Source organism: Streptomyces sp. NBC_01497 (assembly GCF_036250695.1).
Lineage (GTDB): Bacteria > Actinomycetota > Actinomycetes > Streptomycetales > Streptomycetaceae > Streptomyces.
In genome coordinates, this window is record NZ_CP109427.1 from 354,829 (window position 1) to 375,819 (window position 20,991).

Sequence of the window (20,991 nt, forward strand, 5' to 3'; positions counted from 1 at the left end):
CGGCGCCCGGCGGCGGTGGCAGCGGTGGCTGTGCGTGGCGCGGGCGGCGGGTGTCAGAGGTTGTCGTAGCCGGGGATAGCGGCTTTGATGCGGTCGAGTTCGCGTGCGTCCGAGACGCCCTGGAAGTCGTGGCGGGGGGTGTAGGGCGCTTCGAGGCGGTGGGCCTCGTCGTCGCTGAGGTCGAGTTCGACGCAGGCCACGGCGTCGTCGATCTGCTGGACCGTGCGGGCGCCGACGACAGGAGCGGCGACGACGGGGTTGCGTCGCAGCCAGGCGAGAGCGACCTGGGCGCGGGAGATACCGCGAGCCGCGGCGATGGCGCCGACTTCGTCGATGATGACGCGGTCGCTGTCGGCGGTGGCCTTGTAGAGCATGTCGGCGTAAGCGCCGTCGGTGGCGGAGCGTACGCCGGCGTTCGCCTGGTCGAAGGGGCGGGCGAGGCGGCCGCGGGCAAGCGGGCTCCAGATCATGGTGGCGACGCCTTCGTCGGCGCACAGTGGGAGCATTTCGCGCTCCTCCTCCCGCGCGAGGAGGTTGTAGTGGTCCTGCATGGTGACGAAGCGGGCCCAGCCGTGGCGCTCCTGGAGGTGGAGGGCCTTGGCGAACTGCCAGGCGTGCATGGACGAGGCACCCAGGTAGCGGGCCTTGCCGGACTTCACCACGTCGTGCAGGGCCTCCAGCGTCTCCTCCATCGGGGTGTCGTTGTCGAGACGGTGGATCATGAGTACGTCGACATGGCCGGTGCCCAGGCGGCGCAGGCTGTGGTCGACCTCGCTCATGATCGCCTTGCGGGACAGGCCACCGCTGTTGGGGCTGCCGGGGCGCATCGCGTGGCGCACCTTGGTGGTGATGACGACGTCGTCGCGGTTCGCGAAGTCCTTCAGTGCGCGGCCGAGGATCTCCTCGCTGGATCCGTAGGAGTACAGGTTGGCGGTGTCGAAGAAGTTGACCCCGGCTTCCAGGGCGTGCCTGATCAGGGGGCGGGCGGCCGCCTCGTCCAGGGACCAGACCGGGTGGCCGCGGTCGGGCTCGCCGTAGGTCATGGCGCCGATGGCGACCGGGGAGACGTCCAGGCCGGTGCGGCCGAGTTTGATGTAACGCACGGGGGCTCCTACTGTGGGAAACGGAAGAAAAGCGGAGAGATCTCCGCCTGACCGTTCCGACGTTAGCGGAGAGTTCTCCGTATCGCAAACGGGTGACCGCTCACACCGCAGGAGGACCCATGGCCGACAGTGCGCCGCAGCGCTCCGACGCTCTGAAGAACCGGGAGCTGATCCTCCAGGTCGCCCACGACGCGCTCACCGAGTCGCCGGACGCCTCGCTCAACTCGATCGCCAAGCGCGCGGGCGTCGGCCCGGGCACGCTCTACCGGCACTTCCCCACCCGCGAGGCGCTGATCCTTGAGGTCCACCGTCACGACACGAAGCGGCTCGTCGACTCCGTGCCGGACGTCCTCGCCGCACACCCCCCGCTGGACGCGCTGCGGCAGTGGTTCACCACCCTGGCCTCCTACGTGCGCATCAAGCACGGCCTGGGTGAGGCACTGCACTCGGCTGCCGCGCAAGAGGTCGTCAGCGCCTCCTGGCCGCCCGTCACCGCGGCCGTCGCGCAGCTCCTCGACGCGTGCGAAGGCGCCGGCGAGGTACGCCCCGGCATCGACCCGGTCGACGTCATCATGCTCATGAGCTGCCTGTGGCGCACCCCCGACACCCCCGACGGCATCGCCCAGGCCGACCGTCTACTGGAACTGGCCATCGACGGCTTCCGCCCGTAGCGCCTCCCTGAAGCCGCGCCCCCCTGAAGCCGACCCGCGGGTGCGCGGCCCCACCCGACTCAACGTGCCGGGCGCCGGAGGCGCGACGCTGACCATGTGGCCTCAGTCCGACGCGCCGGGCTCGGGGGCGGCCGCGCCCGTCGTGGCCGGCAGCGGGGACGTACGACGCCACGGCCCGTGGAACAGCAGCGACGCCGGCAGGAACAGTGCCATGCAGCCGAGCGAGATGACCATCCAGAGGTGCCAGCCGGCGTGGCCGACCACACGGGGGACGGCGAACAGCACCAGCACCGCCACGGCCTTGGACGTGAAGCCGAACAGCCCCCAGGCACTGCCCTGCAGTCGCGCGTCGATGTCCTCGGCGTCCTCGGAGAAGTTGGCCATCCAGGGCCCGTAGGAGACACCCATGGCTCCGCCGAGCAGAGCGCCGGTGATCATCACGTGCGCAGGGGAGACGTCTTGGCGATGCATCAGGATCAGCAGGTACCCGGTGACGACCGCCGTCGCGAGTGTGCCGAACACACAGAGCGGTTTGCGCAGTTGCAGCCGGTCGGAGATCCGGCCGCTCGCCACGACGGTGAGCAGATTGAGCACCCAGAACACCGACATGACTCCGGACGCGGTCGACGCACTCAGATCGAACGACTCCCCCAGCATCGTCGGCCCGTAGAGGGACAACGTCAGGTAGAGGACCAGCCACAGCGCGATGCCGACGACGTGGGCCCAGATGGTGCGGTGCGCCAGCAGTTCCCGCGCCCTGGGCGGATCGGCGCGCTCCGAGGTGGCCAGTGCCTGGTGTTCCGTCTGCCGGATACGGCCGCGCAGTCGGGGCGAGAGGTCGGCGATGTTGAACGCGATCACCAGCGAGGCGATCAGCGACACCGCGCCCATGATGACGAACTGGGAGCGCCAGGAGTCGTGGAAGAGTGGCAGTGTGGCGCTCGCGATCGCGGCGGCGAGGAAGTTGGCCCCGACCGGCCCCCAGGTCCAGAAGCCGAAGGCCTGTGCGCGGCCCATCCGCGGCGAGAAGTCCCGGACGATGGGTGCGGTGCCCGCCAGTGACATGCCGTCGATGACGGACAGCGCGATCCGGACCAGCAGCAGCTGCGTGGGCGAGTGCACCGTCGTCATCAGCACACAGCACACCGTGGTCAGCAGCATGAACGGGATGAGCAGGCGCACCCGCCCGACGGTGTCGGTGAGCCGGCCGCCGATGACGGACGCGAGGGCGCCCGCGATGGTCGCGAGGGCGGACACCGTGCCGTACGTCGACAGCGACATGTGCAGGTCTTTGAGCATCAGGGGGACCACGGGGGCGATCTGCCCCTCGTACGATCCGATCAGGACGGCGAGCACCGCCATGCCGAGGATGCGCATGCGGCGCCCGCCGGTCGGGTACTCGTCGAGTTCGCGCATGTAGGAGAGCTTCATTGCTCCGGCCTTTCTGCGAGTGGACCAAGTACCTGATCCGGCCGACCCTCACTCCGCCGCGCAGCGCCGTTCGCGGAGCGCGAGTATGCCGCGGGAGTTCCCTCTCATCCCGGCGCCGGCGCCTGGGACCGTTGGTCGTCAAGGCGGCGAGCCGGCCTTTCCCGAGGCGGCTGCCAGGTGGTGGACGAAGGCCGCCGCGGTCGCGGCGGGCGACCGCGGCGGCCTCCGGGTGGCGCTACGGGAGGGCGCTCAGTTCCAGGTGACCAGCGCGTCCAGCGCCTCGACCTCGCCCCCGCGGACGAGCAGCGGGTTCACTTCGAGCGATTCGAGCCGCGGTCCCAGCCCGCCTGCGAGCGCGCCGATCCGGGCGATCACCTCGGCGACCTGGTCCAGGTCCGCGCGCTCGGACCCGCGCGCCCCTTCCAGCAGCCGGGCGCCGCGCAGTTCGCCCAGCGCCCGACGGATCTCGGCGGCGTCCACGGGCAACAGCCGCAGTGCGGAGTCACGCAGCGCCTCGACCCAGACCCCGCCGAGACCGACGGCGAGGGTCAGACCCCACGCGGGATCGCGGACCACACCGACCAGCAGTTCCACACCTCCTCGGCGCTGCGGCTGCACGAGGGTGCCGCTGCCGGTGATCCCGTGCCGCCCGAGGGCTTCGCACACCTCGCGGTGGGCCCGGCGTACGGCTTCGGGTCCGTTCAGCGCGAGCTTCACGCCCCCGAGGTCGCTCTTGTGACCGAGCCCGTCGGCAACCGCCTTGAGAACGACCGGGTACCCGAACCCGTCGGCCGCCGCGACCGCCTCGTCCTCAGTGGCGGCCAGGGCGGAGGGGACGACGGTGACTCCGTTGTCCCGCAGCAGCCGCGATGCCCGGTACTCCGTCCAGAGCCCCGTGGTCTCCCCGTGCACGACCGGCGCGGCGCCTGCCTCGGCGGGTGGCGCGGTGGCGGCGGCGGGCAGTGTGCGCGACCATCGGACGGCCGCGCCGATCGCCGTCATGGCGTGCTCGATGCCGCCCGCCACGTACGGGAATCCCGTCTCCCGCTGTATGTGACGACCCGTCTCCGTGACATCGGTGAGCATGTTGCTGGCGACGATCACCGGCCGCTGTGCGTCGCGGATGCGCTGCGCGGTCGCGCCGAAGTTCCCGAGTGTCGCGCTCAGGTCGGCCGGCGGCAGCCGGGGCAGGTCGGACAGGAGCATGATCGCGTCCATGCCCGGGTCGTCGGCGACGACCTCCAGGGCGCGGCTGAGCAGCGTCCGGTCGACCACGACGTAGCCGGTGACGTCCAGCGGGTTCTGCACGGTCGCGAAATCCGGCAGGAGTTCCTCCAGCCGCGCCACCGTCTTGGGGGCGAAGGCGGGGAGTTCCAGCCCCTCCTGCTCGGCCCGGTCGGCCACGATCTCGCACGCCCCGCCCGAGGGTGTCACCACCCCGATCCGCCGACCACTGATCGGGCCGGTCTGGGCCAGCAGTCCGGAGGTGATGATCAGGTCCTCCAGCGAACGGACGCGCACCACGCCCAGTTCGCGGAACGCCGCTTCGACGACAGCGTCGTCGCCCACGAGCGCTCCGGTGTGGGCCTGCGCGGTGTGCGAGGCGAGCGTGCTGGAACCTATCTTGAGCGCCACGACCGGCTTGCCCGCCGCGGCGGCGCGGCGGGCCGCGCGCGCGAACTCCTCGGGATGGCGCACGGATTCGAGGAACAGCGCGATCACCTTGGTGGCCGGATCGTCCACGAGGTGGTCGATCACGTCGGTGACCGAGACCATCATCTCGTTGCCCATGGAGGTGAGCAGGCTCAGACCGACGTTGCGGGCCTGGGCGAAGGACAGGATGGAGCTGGCCAGGGCTCCGCTCTGCAGTACCACGCCCACGGGGCCGCCGATCAGCGGCGGCGGGATCGGCAGTCCGTAGGGTGTGGTCCGCGTGGCGGCGTTGATGTACCCGTTGCCGTTCGGCCCGAGGACGGTCAGCCCGTTCTCCTGGGAGAAGGCGAGGATCTCCTCCTCCAGTTGCCTTCCCCGCGGGCCGGTCTCGCCGAAGCCCGCGGTGAGCACCACGTAACTGCGGATGCCGAGGCCCGCGCCCTCCCGCAGCACGGGCAGTACCGCGGGTGTCGGCACCATGACGTACGCCATGTCGACACGTTCGCCGATGTCCGTGAGGCTGCGCCGCGCGGGCTGCCCGTGCACCACGTCGGTACGGGGATTGACCAGGTGGACCGGCCCCGGGAAGCCGTTGTTGCGGAGGTTGTCGAACGTCGACAGCGACCAGCCCGACTTGTCCGTGGCGCCCACCAGCGCGATGGACCCGGGCGTGAAGAGGGCTCGCATCGCCTCAGGGCCGAGCCGCTTCCTGCCCGCGTTCATACGGTCTTCCTGCTCATGCGGTCTCCCTCACTCGGAAGCACGGCAGCGTGGGAGAGCCCTCGCCGCCCAGTCGGGTGATCTCCAGCTCGACCCGGTCACCGATCCTGACCCGGCCGCCGCCGACGATCCGGGACATCATCCGCACGCCCTCGTCGAGGTCGATCAGCGCGACCGTGTACGGCGGGGTGCCCGCGGAGGGGCTGAAGGCCCGGTGCGCGACGGTGTACGAGTAGACGGTTCCGGTCCCTGGCGAGGTGAACCAGTCGAGCCGGTCACCGAAGCAGTGCGGGCACAGGGCCCTCGGGTAGAACACGGCACGGGCGCAGTCCCGACAGCGCTGCAGCCGCAGTTCCCCGGCGGCGATGCCGTCCCAGAAGGGCTGGGTCTCCGCATCGGACGCGAGATCCGCCACAGTGATCAACTCCTTCCCAGGACGACGGTGGACGCGGACGAGAGGACTCCGCCGGTTCCGTGCACGAGAGCGAGCCGGGCACCGTCGACCTGTCGGTCCGGGTCGGAGACGAAGTCGTGCCGTAGCTGCCGGGTCGCCTCGATGAGCAGGAAGATCCCGTACATCCCGGGGTGGGTGTAGGACAGCCCGCCGCCGTTGGTGTTCATCGGCATCTCGCCGCCGGGGGCCGTTCGCCCGTGTGCGACGAACTCCCCGGCCTCCCCCGGCTTGCACAGGCCCAGGGATTCGAGCGTGAGGAGCACAGTGATCGTGAAGGAGTCGTAGATCTCCAGCAGATCGAGATCGTCGTGGGTGATCCCGGCCATCCGCATCGCGGTGGGGCCGGACCGCGCCGCCCCGGTGACGGTCAGGTCGGGCATCTGGGCGATGGAGCTGTGCGTGGTCGTCTCGCCGTGGCCGAGCACCTCGACCGGATGGGTGCCGAGGTCGGCCCACCGGTCCTCCGCGGCCACCACCACGGCGCCGCCGCCGTCCGTGACCAGGCAGCAGTCCAGCAGATGGAGTGGTTCGCTGATCATCGGGGAGTCGAGCACATCGTCGACCGTGATCGGATCGCGGTAGTAGGCGTCCGGGTTGAGCGCCGCCCACCGGCGGGCGCTCACCGCGACCTCGGCCAGTTGTTCACCGGTCGCACCGTACTGGTGAAGGTAGCGGTTGGCGGCCAGAGCGTACGCGCCGACCGGTTGGGGCAGTCCGAAGGGACGGTCGAACTGCTCGGTCAACGTCGCGGGTGGCCTGGCAGCGCCGCGGGAACGGTTGCTGCGCTGGGTGCTGCCGTAGGTGATCAGTGCGACGTCGATGACCCCGGCCTCGATCGCGGCGGCCGCATGGCCCACGTGTGCCTCGAACGAGGAGCCGCCGATGTTGGTGCCGTCCAGGTAGTCGGGCCGCAGGCCCAGGTACTCCGCCAGTGTCAGTGCCGGCGCCCACGACCAGTTCCCCGCGACGAACAGCGCATTCACGTCCGCCGGCCCGAGGCCGGCCTCGGCCAGGGCCGCCCGGCTCGCCCTGGCCTGCTGGGACAGCACGGTCAGGTGCGGGGTTTTGCCCACCTCCGACTCCGCCACTCCGACGATCGCCGCGCGCCTGCGCGGACTCATTCGCCGATCCCGCCGAGTCGTACGTGTCCCTTAAGAAGGTTGCGGGCTATGGTGCGGCGCTGGATCTCGTCGGTGCCCTCGAAGATGCGCAGGAGGCGCAGCTCCCGGTACCAGCGCTCGATCGGCAGTTCCTTGGTGTAGCCCATGCCGCCGTGGATCTGCAGCACGCGGTCCACCACCTGATTGGCCATCAGAGCGCCGTTGAGCTTCGCGATGGAGGAGGCATGACGGGCGTCCATGCCCTGCTGGACCCGCCAAGCGGCGTACAGCGTAAGCCACTTGGTCGACTCGATCTCCACCTGGGAGTCCGCTATCTGCCACTGGATGGCCTGGTAGTCGCCGATCGGACGGCCCATCGAGTGCCGGATCTTGGCGTAGTCCACAGCCATCTGCAACATCCGCTCGGCGGAACCGATGGCACGCGCCGGGATCATGTAGCGCCCCTGACCGATCCACCGCAACGCCAGGGAGAACCCCTGGCCGACCTCACCCAGTACATTCTCGGCGGGCACTCGCACGTTGTCGAACACCAGCGCCGCCGGGCCCCACTGCCCCATCGTGTGGATCGGCTCGGACTTCCAGCCCATGTCCCGGTCGACCAGGAAACAGGTGACTCCGCCATCCGCGCCCCGGTCCGGATCGGTGACGGCGAAGACCATCACGAAGTCGGCCTCGTTGCCGCCGGTGATGAACGTCTTCTCGCCGTTGATCACCCAGTCGCCGCCGTCGCGCACGGCGCGGGTACGGATGTTCCGGGCGTCGGAGCCCGCTCCCGGCTCGGTGATGGCGAAGCAGGAACGCCGCTCACCTTCGATGGTCGGGAGGAGGTAGCGCTCCTTCTGTTCGTCGTCGGCGCTGTAGAGGATGTTGTCCGCGGAGCCGCCGAAGCTGAACGGTACGAAGGTCCGGCCGGTCTCCATCGCCAGGATGGCCGACATGACGGCACCCAGATTCATCCCGCCGTACTCCTCCGGCGTGTTCACCCCCCAGAAGCCTGCCCTGCGCGCCTTCGCCCGTAGTTCGGCGAGGACGCCCGCGTCCACGGCCGGAGCGCCTGTCCGTTCATTGCGCAGCACGTCCTGCTCCAGGGGCATCACCTCCTTGGAGATGAAGGTGCGCACGGTGTCCCGGATCTGCCGTTCCTCGTCACTGAGGGAGAAATCGACCATCGAAGGAAGTCCTTCCGGCTCAGGGCGTGCGGGCGAACGCCCGGGGATTGTTTCTAGAACGCAACTCTAGGAATAAACTCAGACTGGTCCCGGCCGACAAGCGTGTCAAGACGCCTGGCATCGTCGGTGCCACCGATGTGGGGCCGGCGAACGTATCGGACCGGGACAGAACCGGGCCGGCCCCGGCCGCATGACCCACCCGAGGAACCGGACGGGCCGGCCCCTCGCCGGCGGCAGGAGGAGCACGGCCGGTCGGCGGAGTAAGCACAACCGGCACAGTGCGATACTCAATTCTAAGATTGGATTCGGTACGGTGGGCATGTCGGCGGCCGTCGGCTGCACGCGAGGAGAGGACCCATGACGCGAAGCGCGGGCAACGCCGCAACCGGGGGCAACGCCTGGCAGTGGAGCCGCACCGCGGAAACCCGCCGCGTGCTGTTGAGCGCCGCCCGCGAGGTGTTCTGCGACAAGGGTTTCGCCGAGGCGAGTGTCGCCGCCGTCGTGGAACGCGCCGACTCCAGCGTCGGCAGTCTCTACCACCACTTCGGGGGCAAGACCGAGCTTTTCCTCGCACTCTGGGAGGAGCACCAGGCCACCCACGAGCGCAATGCGGTGGCCGCCGTTGCCGCGGCCCGGGCCGCGGGCGAGGGAGACGATCCGCTCGCCCTGTTCATCGCGGGAGCGCGGGCCTTCCTGGAGGGCTCCTGGCAACGCCGGGACCTGGCCAGGCTGTTCATGGACGGCGACGGTCCACCCGGCTTCGAACTGGCGAGGCGTACGCGCAGCCGTGAGTGGGTCCGGCAGAACGGAGTGCTGCTCGGCGCCGGCATCGATTCCGTCGACCGGCTCACGGTCGCCGTGCTGACCACGATCATCGGCGAGGCGGGCCGCGAGATCGCGACCTGCTCGTCCAAACGCCAGGCCAACAAGGTCACCGAAGCCGCGGTCGTACTGATCCGCCGGCTCGGATCGACGCGGGACGAGAGCTGACGGACGGACCGTCAGACCACACGAACGGAGGCGCTCGTGGCCCAGACGGAGCAGCGGGAGGCGTTTTTCACCCGGGCGGGGGACGAGTTCCTGCCCGCGGCGCACGCACGCGGCTGGTGGACATCGGGCATGATCCATGGTCGCCTGCTCGGCGGTCTGGCGGCCAGGGCGCTGGAGGCCGAACATGCGGCAGACGGCCTCCACTTCACCCGGCTGACCGTGGACCTGTTCCGCAACGCGCCGATGGCGCCCCTGCGCGTTCAGACCCACCGGGTGCGCGACGGACGACGCGTCCGGGTCGCCGACGCCACCGTTCACGGTGCGAACGGCCTTGTCGCCCGGGCGAGTACGGTCATGCTGCGGCGCAGCGAGGAGCCACCCGGCCACATCCCGGAGACTCCGCCCTGGGACGCCCCACCCCCCGAAGAGCTCTTCGCACCGCGCGAAAGAGTATGGACGGCCTGGATGTTCGACGAGCACAACGCCTCCGCGAAGGACGGCTGGCGCGGCGACGGCAGGCGCCGGGCCTGGCTGCGCGAGTCGCGTGAGCTGGTGGCAGGCGAACCCCTGTCGCCGTTCGTACGGGCGGCCCTCGCCGCGGACACCGCGAGTCCGCTCGCCCACAGCGCGGACACCGGCCTGCAGTTCATCAACGCCGACTACACCCTGTGCCTGAGGAGACTGCCGCTCAGTGATGCCATAGGCCTGGAGTCGACCGCCCACACCAGCGAGGACGGGGTCGCCGTCGGGCACTGCACCATGCACGACTCGGCCGGGCCGATCGGTTACTGCATGACCACAGCAGTGGCCAACCCGTCACCCGCCTGAACCCCGTGTCCGGGACCGGGCCTGGACACGCGCCACCGAACCGGCAGGGGGCGGGAGTCAGCTGCCCGGCCCGTCCACCCCGCGAACGCGGACGTGCCCGCGGTCGATCACGACCGTCCCGTCGGTCTTGGTGGTACGAAAGCGTGCGCTGTCGCCGTCGTCCCAGACGGACACGGTCAGCGACTCCCCCGGAACCACCGGACTGCTGAAGCGACCTGACATCGACACGAAACGTGACGGGTCCGACGCCGCCAGCGTGTGCAGCAGCGCCCGCCCCGTGATCCCATAGGTGCACAGTCCGTGCAGGATGGGGCGCTCGAATCCTGCCTTCGTCGCGAAGGCGGGATCACTGTGGAGCGGGTTGCGGTCGCCGGACAGCCGGTAGAGCAGCGCCTGCTCCGGCCTCGTTGGGACGGTGACCTGGTGGTCCGGCGCGCGGTCCGGCGCGGACCAGTCTCCCTTGGGGCCGCGATCGCCTCCGAACCCGCCTTCACCGCGAACGAACAGCGCACTGCGCGAGGTGATCACCGGTTCACCGGAGACGGGGTCCACGGCCACCGCCTCGCTGGTCACCAGAGCGCCCGATCCCTTGTCGTACATCCCGGTGACCTTCGATGTGACGCGTACGGTTCCTGCCGGTGTGAGCGGCCGGTGGAGAGCGAAGGACTGCTCCGCGTGCACCAGCATCGCCGGGTCGAACGTCCCGATGCCTCTGCCGCCGCCTCCTTGCGTGGCGAGTACCGCGAAGGTCGGCAGGACCTGCTGCCGCACGCCCTGCGAGTTCTCCGTGGTGAAGGCCAGTTCGCACAGCGGGTCGTCCAGGCCCGCGCCGACACCCACCGCGTACAGCAGCGTGTCTTTGGACGTCCAGGACCGCTCCACGGGTGCGGACTCGATTCCGATGACACTGCGATCGAGGGTCATGTCAGGTGCTCTCCAGGGGGGCGCGACCGTTCTGCGAGGCGTTCGGACGGGCCTTGCCCACCATGGCCGGGATCACCTCGTCCAGTTCGGAGAGCTCCCAGCGGGACTCCTTCTCGGCTCCCGGCCCGGCGTGCCAGCCCTCCGCGACACTGATCGATCCTCCGCGCACGTTGAACACCCTGCCGGTGATGCCGTGGGCCGAGGGACCGGCCAGCCAGACCACCAGCGGCGCGATGTTCTCCGGCGCCGAAGCGTCGAACGCGTCCGGCGCCGGAGCCACCCGGTCGGGTCGCAGCCCCTTGGTCATCCGGGTGAGCGCCGCCGGGGCCACCGCGTTCACCGCCACGCCGTAGCGTTCCAGTTCGCGCGACGCGATGACGGTCAGCCCGGCGATTCCCGCCTTGGCGGCACCGTAGTTGGCCTGCCCGGGGTTGCCGTAAATGCCCGATGAGGACGTGGTGTTGATGACACGTCCGTCCACGCGCACCCCCGCCTTCGCCTGAGCCCGCCAGTACGCCGCCGCGTGGCGCAGCGGGGCGAACGTGCCTCCCAGGTGCACCCGGATCACCGCGTCCCACTCGTCGGCGGTCATGTTCACGAGCATGCGGTCACGGAGGATGCCGGCGTTGTTCACCAGGACGTGCAGGTCGCCGAAGCGTTCGACCGTGGACTCCACGAGCCGGCGTGCGCCGTCGAAGTCCGCGACGTCGTCGCCGTTCGCCACCGCCTCGCCACCGGCGTCGCGGATCTCCCGCACGACCTCGCCCGCAGGGCCGGACGAAGCGCCGCTGCCGTCGACCTCCGCTCCCAGGTCGTTGACCACCACCCGTGCTCCCTGTCGTGCGAACTCCAACGCGTGCCCGCGACCGATCCCGCGCGCCGCACCCGTGACGATCACCACCCGGCCGTCCATGACGCCCATACGTCCTCCCGTCCACGACTCGGTCCCGGCGCCGCGGTTCCGCGGAGCCGGTCAATGCTAGAATCACTTTCTAAAAAGAGTCTCGGTATGGCGGATCGATGTCAACCCTCGGGCTGGGAAAGCGACTTACGACCAAGATCCGACGCTGCGCCTCGGGCACCTCGCTCCCCGACCCTCGCGGCCGACGATGAGGGACGGTGAACGGCCGGGTCGCACCCTCCGCTTCCTCCTGCCGCGCTTTCGCCGCAGGGAGCGAGCAGACCCGCGGGACACCGAGACCCGCGGGACAGCGGAAGAGGCCGCTGCTGTGCTCGTGCACGAACCGAACCCCGGGCGAAGGCGTGCGGCGAGGCGCAAACGACATCGCCGACGCCACGCGAGGGCTCAACTCGGCGTCGCTGAGCGCTACCTGTGCGGCGCCTTCCCGGCGCCGCCGATCGAGCAGGACGTCGGGGCACGGAGGGCAGCGGGCCCGGTCGCCGGCCGCAGACGTGCCGAAGCCGGCGCCGCTCGGAGGCGATATCCGAGCGTCGCCGGCATGACGACAACAGGGATGGCCGGTTCGGCGTCACCGTGCGTGGTCGTGATTCTCGTGCCGGGCCGCTACGGAGCCGACGACGGCGCGGCCTTCAGCCCGTCGTCGATCCGGGTGCGGGGTGCCGAGGCGAAGGGTGTCCGGGACTGTCTTCACCCACGGGTGCGGAGCACCCTCCCGCCCTGCTCGCAGCCAATCCCCCGGACTTGCTCAACCAGGCACCGCGGAGCCAGCCGACTCCGGTGCCTTCGCGGCACCCGAAGCCGCCGGGGCCCCCGCCGTGCCGGTTGCCGTCAGTTCCGTGCGGGTGCGGGAGGCCGCGCCGACGGCGACAGCGCTGCTGCCCAGTGCCGCCCTGACCAGGGTGATCGGAACGCCGCTGACGGGCGGTTCTGCCGCGAGTGCCGCGAGGATGCGCGGTTCCAGCAGGTGCCAGGCGCCGCTGACACCGCCGCCCACGACGACAGTCGTCACATCGGCCACCCCCGCGACGATGACGATGGCGCGGGCGAGTGCCGCGCCCGCGGCGTCGAACACGGCGAGCGCGTCGGCGTCGCCGCGGCCGGCCGCCGCGCCGACCTGCTTCGCCGTCGCGATGTTTCCCGTCCGCTCCCGGTACCGGGCGGCGATGGACCGGCCGGACGCGAGGGTCTCCAGGTGGCCGTGCCCGCCGCACGTACAGCGGATGTCGCCGAAGCCCGGGACGTGGCCGATCTCGCCCGCGGCTCCGTGCAGACCCTCGAAGAGCTCGCCGCCCAGCCAGAGCGCCCCGCCGACGCCGGTGCCGAGCATGATGCCCAGCGCGTACGGTTCGCCCGCGACAGCGCCCCTCGACGCCTCGCCGCGCAGGAACGCGTTGACGTCGTTGTCGAGGAACGCGGGCACGCCGAGTGCGGCCTCGACGGTCTTGGTGACCGCGAAGCCGGCCCAGCCGGTGAAGGAGTCGCTCGCGACGAGGATGTGCCCTGTCCGGGCGTCGACGACGCCCGCGGCGCCGACACCGACGCCCGTCAGCCGTGCGGCGGGTGTCCTGTCGAGAAGGCCTCGCAGCGCTCCGAGGGCGGCGCCGACCATGGCGTCACCGCCTTCGGCCGCGGGAGTGGGGACTTCGGCACGGTCGACCACGTCGAGACCGTCCGTGCAGAGCACGACCTGGGTGGTCGTACCCCCGATGTCGATCCCCGCGTACAGCTCGCGCGGGGTCCCAGGGTCGGTCGACGAGCTCACGCGACGCCGTCCGATCCGCCGGCGGCCGCGAGGCGTTCCGCCCGGCGCTGCCGCTGCCTCACCGGGTCCGGTACGGGCACGGCGGCCAGGAGCCTGCTCGTGTAGTCGCTCTCGGGGTGCATGAGAGTGGTCTTCGTGGGCCCCTGTTCCTCGATGCGTCCGAGGCGCATGACGACGACGCGTTCCGCGAACTGCTGCACCACGGCCAGGTCGTGGGAGACGAACAGGCAGGCGAAGCCGAGTTCGTCCTGGAGCTCGGTGATCACTTCGAGGACCGTCTCCTGGACACTCACGTCGAGGGCGCTGGTGGGTTCGTCCGCGACGAGGAGCCGCGGGTCGAGAACGAGTGCCCTCGCGAGGCTGACGCGCTGGCGCTGGCCTCCGGACAGTTCGCGTGGCGCTCGCTGGGCGAACGAGCGTGGCAGGCGCACCCGTTCGAGGATGTCCCCGACCCGCGCCGCGCGTTCCCGGGCGGACATGCCGCTCCGGTGGACGCGCAGCGGTTCGGCGATGCACTCGGCGACGGTCATGCGGGCGTCGAGCGAGGCGACCGGGTCCTGGAGGACGACGCCGATGCCCGCGCGCATGGCGTGCCGGTCGCGCCGGCGCGTCTTGTGCAGGTCGGATCCGAAGAGGTGCACCGCACCCTCCGAGGGAGTGATGAGGCCGAGCGCGACGCGGGCCGCCGTCGACTTGCCGGACCCCGACTCGCCGACGAGGCCGACCGTCTCGCCCGGCCGCACGACGAGGGAGACGCCGTCGAGCGCCCGTACCGCCCGGCGGCCGCGGCCGAAGACGACCGAGACCTCCCGGAGGTCCACGACGGGCTCGGGAAGGGCGGGTCCCTCCTGTACAGCGGCGGGGCCCTCTCCTCCTTCCGCCACCGTGAGGCGCGGGACCGCGGCGAGCAGCCGCTTGGTGTACTCGTGGGTGGGCCGCAGCAGGACGTCCTCGACGGTGCCGGTCTCGACGATCTCGCCCTTGAGCATCACGGCGACCCGGTCGGCGAAATCGGCGACGACTCCCATGTTGTGGGTGACGAGGAGTACTCCCGTGCCCGAGCCGACGGTGAGTTCGCGCAGCAGGTCGAGGATCTCGGCCTGCACGGTGACGTCGAGCGCGGTGGTCGGCTCGTCGGCGATCAGCACCTTGGGGTCGTTGGCGATGGCCATCGCGATGACGACCCGCTGGCGTTGGCCGCCGGAGAGCTCGAACGGGAATGCCGACGCGCGGCGTTCCGGATCGGGGATGCCGACGCGGCGCAGCAGGTCCACTGCCGCGGCCGCGGCCTCCTTGGCCGGTACGTCCCGGTGGTTGGTGATGACTTCGGCTATCTGGGCGCCGACCCGTGTGAGGGGGTCGAGCGCGGTGGCCGGCTCCTGGAACACCATGGAGACGGTGCTCCCCCGCAGCCGGGCGAGGTCGGGTTCGGTGGCGGCGACGACGTCGTTGCCGTCGACCGAGGCGCTGCCCGTGGCGCGTGCGTTGCCGGGCAGAAGCCCGATCGAGGCGAGCGCGACGGTCGATTTCCCGGAGCCCGACTCGCCGACCAGGGCGAGCGTCTCGCCGGGGCGTACCTGGAGCGACACACCGCGCACGGCAGGTACCTCGCCGGTCTCGGTGGTGAACGTGACACCGAGGTCGTCGAGTTCGAGTATGGGCTCCGTTGCGGCGGAGCGTTCTGCGGCGGTCATCCGCGTCCCCTCACGTCGAAAGCGTCCCGCAGGCCGTCGCCGATGGCGTTGAACGCGCAGACCACGAGGATGATGGCGAGGCCGGGCGGCAGGATGAGCCACCAGCGGCCGGAATACGCGGCGGTCAGGCCCGCCGACAGCATCCCGCCCCAGTCGGTGGCGGGTGGCTGCGCGCCCAGCCCCAGGTAGGACACGTACGCGACGAGCAGGATCGCGTCGGCCACCTGGAAGGTCGCGGCGACCACGATCGTGGAGATCGAGTTCGGCAGGATGTGCCGGCCGATGGCGCGGGTGTGGCCGCCGCCGATCGCGCGCAGGGTGAGGACGTAGTCCCGGTTCTTCAGGGTCAGCGTCTCGGCACGGATGAGGCGGGAGGGCACCAGCCAGGACACGAAGCCGATGATCACGATGAGCCCGGGGACGCCCGGGTTAGATATGGCCGAGATGACCAGCAGGATGAACAGCGCGGGGATCGCGATGCCGGCGTCGACGACGCGCATCATCGCCGCGTCGACCCAGCCGCCCGCGTATCCGGCCGCGGCGCCCCACAGGGTGCCGATGACGGTCGCGAGGACACCGGCCGCGAGGCCGACGAGCAGCGAGACCTTGCCACCGAACATCAGCCGGCCCAGTTCGTCGTGGCCGACGGCGTCGGTGCCGAGCAGGTGGCTACCGCTCGGTTTCAGGTTCACCTGGTGCAGCAGTGTGTGGGTCTGGTCGGTCGAGTAGAGGAGCGGCCCGACGAAGCAGAACAGGAAGAACACGACGACGGCCACGAGCCCGATGACGGCGAGCCGGTTCTTCGTGAACCTGCGCACCGCGAGGCGGAAGCCGGTGGTCCCGGCCGCTTCGGGGTCCGTCTCGGCGGACGCCCCTGTGCCGGGCGCCTGGCCCGGCTGCAGTACGGCGCTCATGAGCGACCTTCCTTCACTCGTGGATCGATGAGGCGCTGCACGACGTCGGCGAGGAGCGTGCCGACGACGGTCGCGACCGCGATGACGAGGACGCAGCCGAGCAGCACCGGGTAGTCGGAGGACTGCGCCGCGGACCAGAACAGCAGGCCCATTCCCGGGTAGTTGAACAGCTGCTCGACGACGAGCGATCCGCCGAAGACGACCGGCACGTAGTAACCGAGCATGGCCACGACGGACGTGAGGGAGTTGCGGAACACGTGGCGCCACAACAGGGAGCGCCCACGCGAGCCCCCCGCGCGTGCTGTGCGCACGTAGTCCTCGGAAAGGTTCTCCAGGGTGGCCGCGCGCATGTAGCGGCTGAAGACGGCGACCATGGAGGCCGCGCCCGCGACGACCGGCAGGACCAGGCCCTGGGGGTCGGCGAAGACCTGCGCGAGTGTGTCGCCCTGGGGCGCCTGCGGCGGGAGGATCGGCAGGATCTGGCTGAACACCAGCACCAGGATGAGGCCCAGGAAGTAGACGGGCGTCGAGTAGGCGATGAAGCTGAGCGTCGTGGCGACGTAGTCGACGGCCTTGTTGCGTCGTACGGCCTGCCACATGCCCAGCGGGATGGCCAGCAGCAGCCCGATGACCGCCGAGAGCACGGTCAGCACGAGGGTCTTCGGCAGACGCTGCACGATGAGCTGCGACACCGGTTCGTTCAGGGTGTACGAGGTGCCGAAGTCACCGTGCAGAAGGCGGCCGAGGTAGTAGACGTACTGCACGGGCAGCGACTTGTCGAGGCCCTGATCGTGGTTGAAGTCAGCCAGTTGCTGAGCCGAGGCCTGGGGCCCCAGGATGCCGCGGGCTGGGCCGCCGGGCAGCGCGTGCAGCAGGCAGAACACCACGATCGTGACGATGAAGATCACGACGATGGCCTGCAGGACACGCCGGGTCAGGTACAGAAAGGTCGTCATGTGTCATCCGGCCGGTTCGGTTCGGGGGAACGGGGCGGGCGGTGCCCGGTGGTCCGCGAGGGCGCCGGCCCGCTCATGAGCGGGCCGGCGCCGTGGGACGCGGTCGTCACTTGCCGGTCCACTGCCACTGCTGGGGGTGGAAGTTGGCGAGTGCGTCCTGGGCGAAGCCGCCGAGTCCCTTCTTGATCACCGAGATCTGGTAATCGGGCTCGGGCAGCCAGACGACGGGCAGGTCCTTGGCGAGCGCGGCACTGTACTGCTGCACGGCCTCGTTGGTCGACGAGGTCGTCGACGCGCCGATGACCTTGTCGGCCGACGGGTTCGTGTAGTTGCCGAAGTTCGAGCCGCCCTTGGTCTGGAAGAGCGAGTCACCGGTCGGGAAGGCCGGGAAGTACCAGCTGCCCGCGGTGCCGAAGAACGACAGCTGCCACTTGCAGATCGACTGCGACGCGGTGCACTGCGGGGTCTGCGAGAGCACCGAGTTGACGGGCGCGGTCTTGATGTCGAACTTGATGCCGGTCCTCTCCAGGGAGGACTGGATCGCGCTCATCATGTTGTCAGTGACCGGCGAGCCGGACTGCGACAGCACCTGCATCTCGAACTTGGTGCCCTTGGCGACACCCGTGCCGCACTGCGAAGCGGACGAACCGGGGCTGGTGCAGACCATCACACCGCCCTGTTCGGACCAGCCGTGCGCGGCGAGGAGCGCCTTGGCCTTGGCGGTCGAAAACGGGTACGGGTTGTCCTTCTGGGCCGAGGAGACGAAGTCGGACGCCTCGGCGGTCGGGATCGGGCCGTAGCCGGGGACAGCGGTGCCGTTGAAGATGACCTTCGCGAGGCTGGTCTGGTCGATCGACTCCTGGACCGCCTGTCGTGCGTACAGCTGCTTGAACACCGGCCCCATGGTCGGGTTGTTGAAGTTGTACGGCATGTAGGTGATGGCCCAGCCGGTCCACGGCTTGACGTCGTAACCGAGGTTGGTGAACGACGACTTCTGGTCGAGGTCGCTGGCGTTGATGTAGCCGTAGTCGACCTGCCCGGAACGCAGCGCGTTCTCCTCGGCGTCCGTGGTGGTGAACGGAAGGAGGTTCACCGTCGAGATGTTGGCCTTCTCGCCGCCGTCGTACTTCTTGTTGGCGGCGAGGACGACCTTACCCGCGCTCGAGAAGGACTTGAGGGTGTAGGGACCGTCGACGGTCTTCCACAGCGGGTCACTCGCGTAGGCCGATATGTTCTTGGCGGCGTTGTTGAGGTACGTCCACACCTGCTTGGCGCCGGCCGGGGTCTTGTCCGCGTCGGACACCTTGCCGGACGCGGAGGTCTTGTCCCACACGTGCTGCGGCATCGCGGTGATGAGAGGCAGCTCGTTGGCCAGCATCCACTGCGGGTTGTAGGCCTTGTCGAACGCGATGGTGAAGTGGGTGTCGTCGACGACCTTGAACGACGTCCAGTTGTCCGGCGCCTGTCCCTGGTTGTAGCTGGCCCACTGCCCCTTGTTGGCCTTGACGACGTTGTAGAAGAACTGCACGTCGCGGGAGGTGACGGGCTTGCCGTCGCTCCAGTGCCGGTTCCCGAGCGTGATCGTGACGCTCTTGCCGTCCTTGGCGAAGTCGGCCGCGTTCGCCAGCGACGCCTTCTTGTTCCACTGGATCGAACCGGTCGAGCCGTCGTAGGCGATCAGTGGTTCCCACAGGGCCGCGATGATCGAGTTGTTGTTGGTGTTGAGGTGGGCGGCGGTGCCGAGCGGGAGGATCCAGTTCGGTGTGAAGTTCGCCGGCAGCGCGTAGTTGATCGTGTCCGACGAGGCGGACGCGGAACCACCACCGCTCGACCCACTGCACCCCGCGACCAGCGCGGTCGCCGAGGCGGCGGCGCCCGCGACAAGTGCCCAGCGGCGGCGTTGCCGCATACGAGCAGGAAGCATGACTCTCCTCAAGGTGAAACGGCCCGCCTGGTCCCACCAGGAGCGGGAGACATCACGGCAGGGGCGCTTGGGACAGCAGTCAAAGCCGCCGATGCCGAAAAAACAAATGCTGGTTCGTAAAAAATAGGTTTCTTTTGAAATGAAATAAGGGTCGAGGGTGAGGTGTGAGCCCTGTCGATCGCCCCATCTGGTCAATATTTAACCCGTACTACCCGTATTTTCTCGTGTGACCTGCGCCACAAACGACTCCCGGAACCGGGCGTAGTGTCAGCGCCAACATCCCCGTTCCGGAAGTAACTTCACCCATGACTGACGTAAGTGCACCGCACCGGGGCGGTGCCGGAGGTGCACGGCCGCTCGCCTCGCGACTCCTCGAACTCATCGCCTCCGGGCAGGCCGTGACGCGCACCGAGCTGGCGAAACGGCTCGGTGTGGCGCCGTCCACGATCTCGATCACGGTCAGCCAGCTCGTGGAACGCGGACTCGTGGCGGAGCAGGGCACCCGCGCGTCCGGCGGCGGGCGCCCGCGCAAGGTCCTGCGCCTCGGCGGGGCCGACGAGTTCGCCGTGGCCGCCGATGTCGGCGGCCGGCACGCCCGCGTCGGCGTCGTACAGCCCGGTGGGGGCCTGACCGACGTTTCGACGGTCCCCTTCGCCATCGCGGACGGCCCCGAGGTGGCCCTGTCCCGGCTGGCCGACACACTGGAGGCGCTGGCCGAGCGGCACGGCCGCGGCCGGCTCAGGGGCGTCGGACTGTCGCTGCCCGGACCCGTCGACGCGTCGTCCGGAGTCGTGACCCTGCCGTCGCGCATGCCGGGCTGGAACAAGTTCCCCGTCGGCCCCTGGCTGACCGAGCGGTTCGGGGTACCGGCGGCCGTGGACAACGACGCCAACTGCATGGCCGTGGGCGAGTACGCCACCCACCCCGACCGGCACCGCCAGACGATCATGGTCAAGATCGGGTCGGCCATCGGCGCGGGCATCATCGTGGACGGCAGGCTCCACCGCGGCGCCACCGGAGCCGCCGGCGACATCACCCACGTACGCATCGACGCGGCCGGGGACATCCCCTGCTCCTGCGGCAACAGCGGCTGCTTGGAGACCGTCGCGTCCGGGGCGGCACTGGTCCGCATCGTGCGCGAACGCGGCGTCGACATCGGCTCGATCGAGGACGTCGTACGCCTCGCGTCCGACGCGGACCCGACGGCGACGAGCGCCGTACGGCGCGCCGGGCGGTACCTCGGCCAGGTGCTCGCGGCGAACGTCAACTTCTTCAACCCGGACGCCGTGTACCTGGGCGGCATCCTGTCCACGCTCGAACCACTGGTCGCCGCGGTGCGCAGCCAGCTGTACGAGGCCTGCCACCCGCTCGTCACGGAACACCTGACCATCGAACGAGCGAGCCTCGGAGTGGACGCGGGACTGTTCGGAGCAGGCCAGTTCGCACTCCAGCGCGCGGTGCGTCTGGCGTTCGGGAGCGCGGCGGAGGGCGCTCCTCGTACCGGCCTCCCGCATCAGAGCGAGGCGACGACGGAGGTGTGAACGCGGCGTCCGGGGACCCACCGGGCACGGGCCCCCTCGGCCACGGCCGCCCCGCGGAAAACCCACCACACGGCCGCATCGGCACGACGCCGTGCCCGCGCCGGCGGTCACACTGACGCAGCCGTGAGAACCCGACGGCCCGACAGACACGGCCCCCCGGCCGGACACCGATCCCTGACAGCACACCAGCCGCGGCGAGAGGCGCGCGGCGCCG

17 protein-coding genes are annotated in these 20,991 nt (G+C 70.1%); 4 read left to right on the top strand and 13 right to left on the bottom strand.

Going from position 1 to position 20,991, the window contains the following annotated elements:
• Window positions 1-53: 53 nt before the first annotated feature.
• Entirely contained in the window at window positions 54-1,103 is a 1,050-nt protein-coding gene (locus OG310_RS01660; protein WP_329454061.1) for an aldo/keto reductase, read from the bottom strand.
• Between the two features lie 119 nt (window positions 1,104-1,222).
• Here OG310_RS01660 and OG310_RS01665 point away from each other — a divergent pair, with 119 nt between their 5' ends.
• Window positions 1,223-1,774 carry a TetR/AcrR family transcriptional regulator gene (locus tag OG310_RS01665; RefSeq protein ID WP_329454062.1) on the top strand — a complete coding sequence of 184 codons (552 nt, stop codon included), beginning with the start codon at window positions 1,223-1,225 and terminating at the stop codon, window positions 1,772-1,774.
• Window positions 1,775-1,876: 102 nt separating this feature from the next.
• Here OG310_RS01665 and OG310_RS01670 read toward each other — a convergent pair whose 3' ends face one another.
• The 5 genes from OG310_RS01670 to OG310_RS01690 all read right to left on the bottom strand — a co-directional run bounded on the left by OG310_RS01670 (window position 1,877) and on the right by OG310_RS01690 (window position 8,322).
• Window positions 1,877-3,205 carry an MFS transporter gene (locus tag OG310_RS01670; RefSeq protein WP_329454063.1) on the bottom strand — a complete coding sequence of 443 codons (1,329 nt, stop codon included), beginning with the start codon at window positions 3,203-3,205 and terminating at the stop codon, window positions 1,877-1,879.
• Window positions 3,206-3,454: 249 nt separating this feature from the next.
• Complete coding sequence (locus OG310_RS01675; protein WP_329454064.1) at window positions 3,455-5,581, bottom strand: acetate--CoA ligase family protein; 2,127 nt, start codon at window positions 5,579-5,581, stop codon at window positions 3,455-3,457.
• A gap of 13 nt (window positions 5,582-5,594) precedes the next feature.
• Window positions 5,595-5,993, bottom strand: coding sequence for a Zn-ribbon domain-containing OB-fold protein (locus tag OG310_RS01680; RefSeq protein WP_329454065.1), 399 nt, complete (start codon window positions 5,991-5,993; stop codon window positions 5,595-5,597).
• Window positions 5,994-5,998: 5 nt separating this feature from the next.
• A complete protein-coding gene (locus tag OG310_RS01685) occupies window positions 5,999-7,153 on the bottom strand; it encodes an acetyl-CoA acetyltransferase (protein ID WP_329454066.1) in 1,155 nt (384 codons plus the stop codon).
• A complete protein-coding gene (locus OG310_RS01690) occupies window positions 7,150-8,322 on the bottom strand; it encodes an acyl-CoA dehydrogenase family protein (RefSeq protein WP_329454067.1) in 1,173 nt (390 codons plus the stop codon). The genes OG310_RS01685 and OG310_RS01690 overlap by 4 nt, the downstream gene beginning before the upstream one ends.
• A 357-nt stretch (window positions 8,323-8,679) precedes the next feature.
• Between OG310_RS01690 and OG310_RS01695 the strand changes: the two genes are divergently transcribed.
• Both OG310_RS01695 and OG310_RS01700 read left to right on the top strand, forming a co-directional pair.
• On the top strand, window positions 8,680-9,312 hold the full coding sequence (locus OG310_RS01695) for a TetR/AcrR family transcriptional regulator (RefSeq protein ID WP_329454068.1): 633 nt from the start codon (window positions 8,680-8,682) through the stop codon (window positions 9,310-9,312).
• Window positions 9,313-9,348: 36 nt separating this feature from the next.
• Window positions 9,349-10,140: an acyl-CoA thioesterase domain-containing protein gene (locus OG310_RS01700; RefSeq protein WP_329454069.1), complete on the top strand. Its 792-nt coding sequence runs from the start codon at window positions 9,349-9,351 to the stop codon at window positions 10,138-10,140.
• A 57-nt stretch (window positions 10,141-10,197) separates the two neighbouring features.
• Here OG310_RS01700 and OG310_RS01705 read toward each other — a convergent pair whose 3' ends face one another.
• The 7 genes from OG310_RS01705 to OG310_RS01735 form a co-directional block, all read right to left on the bottom strand.
• Window positions 10,198-11,064, bottom strand: coding sequence for a MaoC family dehydratase (locus tag OG310_RS01705; protein ID WP_329454070.1), 867 nt, complete (start codon window positions 11,062-11,064; stop codon window positions 10,198-10,200).
• 1 nt (window position 11,065) lies between these two features.
• A complete protein-coding gene (locus OG310_RS01710) occupies window positions 11,066-11,986 on the bottom strand; it encodes an SDR family oxidoreductase (protein ID WP_329454071.1) in 921 nt (306 codons plus the stop codon).
• 745 nt (window positions 11,987-12,731) lie between these two features.
• Window positions 12,732-13,712: an ROK family protein gene (locus OG310_RS01715; protein ID WP_329459987.1), complete on the bottom strand. Its 981-nt coding sequence runs from the start codon at window positions 13,710-13,712 to the stop codon at window positions 12,732-12,734.
• A gap of 32 nt (window positions 13,713-13,744) precedes the next feature.
• The gene (locus OG310_RS01720; RefSeq protein WP_329454072.1) at window positions 13,745-15,442 is read right to left on the bottom strand and encodes an ABC transporter ATP-binding protein; all 1,698 of its coding nucleotides are present in this window, start codon (window positions 15,440-15,442) and stop codon (window positions 13,745-13,747) included.
• Window positions 15,439-16,356 (bottom strand): ABC transporter permease, encoded by a 918-nt coding sequence (locus tag OG310_RS01725; protein ID WP_329454073.1) that lies wholly within the window; start codon window positions 16,354-16,356, stop codon window positions 15,439-15,441. Before OG310_RS01725 ends, OG310_RS01720 begins: the two co-directional genes overlap by 4 nt.
• Window positions 16,353-17,312 carry an ABC transporter permease gene (locus tag OG310_RS01730; RefSeq protein ID WP_329454074.1) on the bottom strand — a complete coding sequence of 320 codons (960 nt, stop codon included), beginning with the start codon at window positions 17,310-17,312 and terminating at the stop codon, window positions 16,353-16,355. The genes OG310_RS01725 and OG310_RS01730 overlap by 4 nt, the downstream gene beginning before the upstream one ends.
• Before the next feature lie 106 nt (window positions 17,313-17,418).
• The gene (locus OG310_RS01735) at window positions 17,419-19,236 is read right to left on the bottom strand and encodes a peptide ABC transporter substrate-binding protein (RefSeq protein ID WP_329454075.1); all 1,818 of its coding nucleotides are present in this window, start codon (window positions 19,234-19,236) and stop codon (window positions 17,419-17,421) included.
• A 305-nt stretch (window positions 19,237-19,541) separates the two neighbouring features.
• Here OG310_RS01735 and OG310_RS01740 point away from each other — a divergent pair, with 305 nt between their 5' ends.
• Window positions 19,542-20,777: an ROK family transcriptional regulator gene (locus tag OG310_RS01740; RefSeq protein WP_329454076.1), complete on the top strand. Its 1,236-nt coding sequence runs from the start codon at window positions 19,542-19,544 to the stop codon at window positions 20,775-20,777.
• Window positions 20,778-20,991: the final 214 nt, after the last annotated feature.

Coding starts and splice junctions, on each gene's coding strand:
- OG310_RS01665 (WP_329454062.1), top strand. CDS start 1,223: ATGGCCGACAGTGCGCCGCAGCGCTCCGACGCTCTGAAGAACCGGGAG.
- OG310_RS01695 (WP_329454068.1), top strand. CDS start 8,680: ATGACGCGAAGCGCGGGCAACGCCGCAACCGGGGGCAACGCCTGGCAG.
- OG310_RS01740 (WP_329454076.1), top strand. CDS start 19,542: ATGACTGACGTAAGTGCACCGCACCGGGGCGGTGCCGGAGGTGCACGG.
- OG310_RS01720 (WP_329454072.1), bottom strand. CDS start 15,442: ATGACCGCCGCAGAACGCTCCGCCGCAACGGAGCCCATACTCGAACTC.
- OG310_RS01710 (WP_329454071.1), bottom strand. CDS start 11,986: ATGGGCGTCATGGACGGCCGGGTGGTGATCGTCACGGGTGCGGCGCGC.
- OG310_RS01730 (WP_329454074.1), bottom strand. CDS start 17,312: ATGACGACCTTTCTGTACCTGACCCGGCGTGTCCTGCAGGCCATCGTC.
- OG310_RS01675 (WP_329454064.1), bottom strand. CDS start 5,581: ATGAACGCGGGCAGGAAGCGGCTCGGCCCTGAGGCGATGCGAGCCCTC.
- OG310_RS01685 (WP_329454066.1), bottom strand. CDS start 7,153: ATGAGTCCGCGCAGGCGCGCGGCGATCGTCGGAGTGGCGGAGTCGGAG.
- OG310_RS01705 (WP_329454070.1), bottom strand. CDS start 11,064: ATGACCCTCGATCGCAGTGTCATCGGAATCGAGTCCGCACCCGTGGAG.
- OG310_RS01690 (WP_329454067.1), bottom strand. CDS start 8,322: ATGGTCGATTTCTCCCTCAGTGACGAGGAACGGCAGATCCGGGACACC.
- OG310_RS01725 (WP_329454073.1), bottom strand. CDS start 16,356: ATGAGCGCCGTACTGCAGCCGGGCCAGGCGCCCGGCACAGGGGCGTCC.
- OG310_RS01735 (WP_329454075.1), bottom strand. CDS start 19,236: ATGCTTCCTGCTCGTATGCGGCAACGCCGCCGCTGGGCACTTGTCGCG.
- OG310_RS01670 (WP_329454063.1), bottom strand. CDS start 3,205: ATGAAGCTCTCCTACATGCGCGAACTCGACGAGTACCCGACCGGCGGG.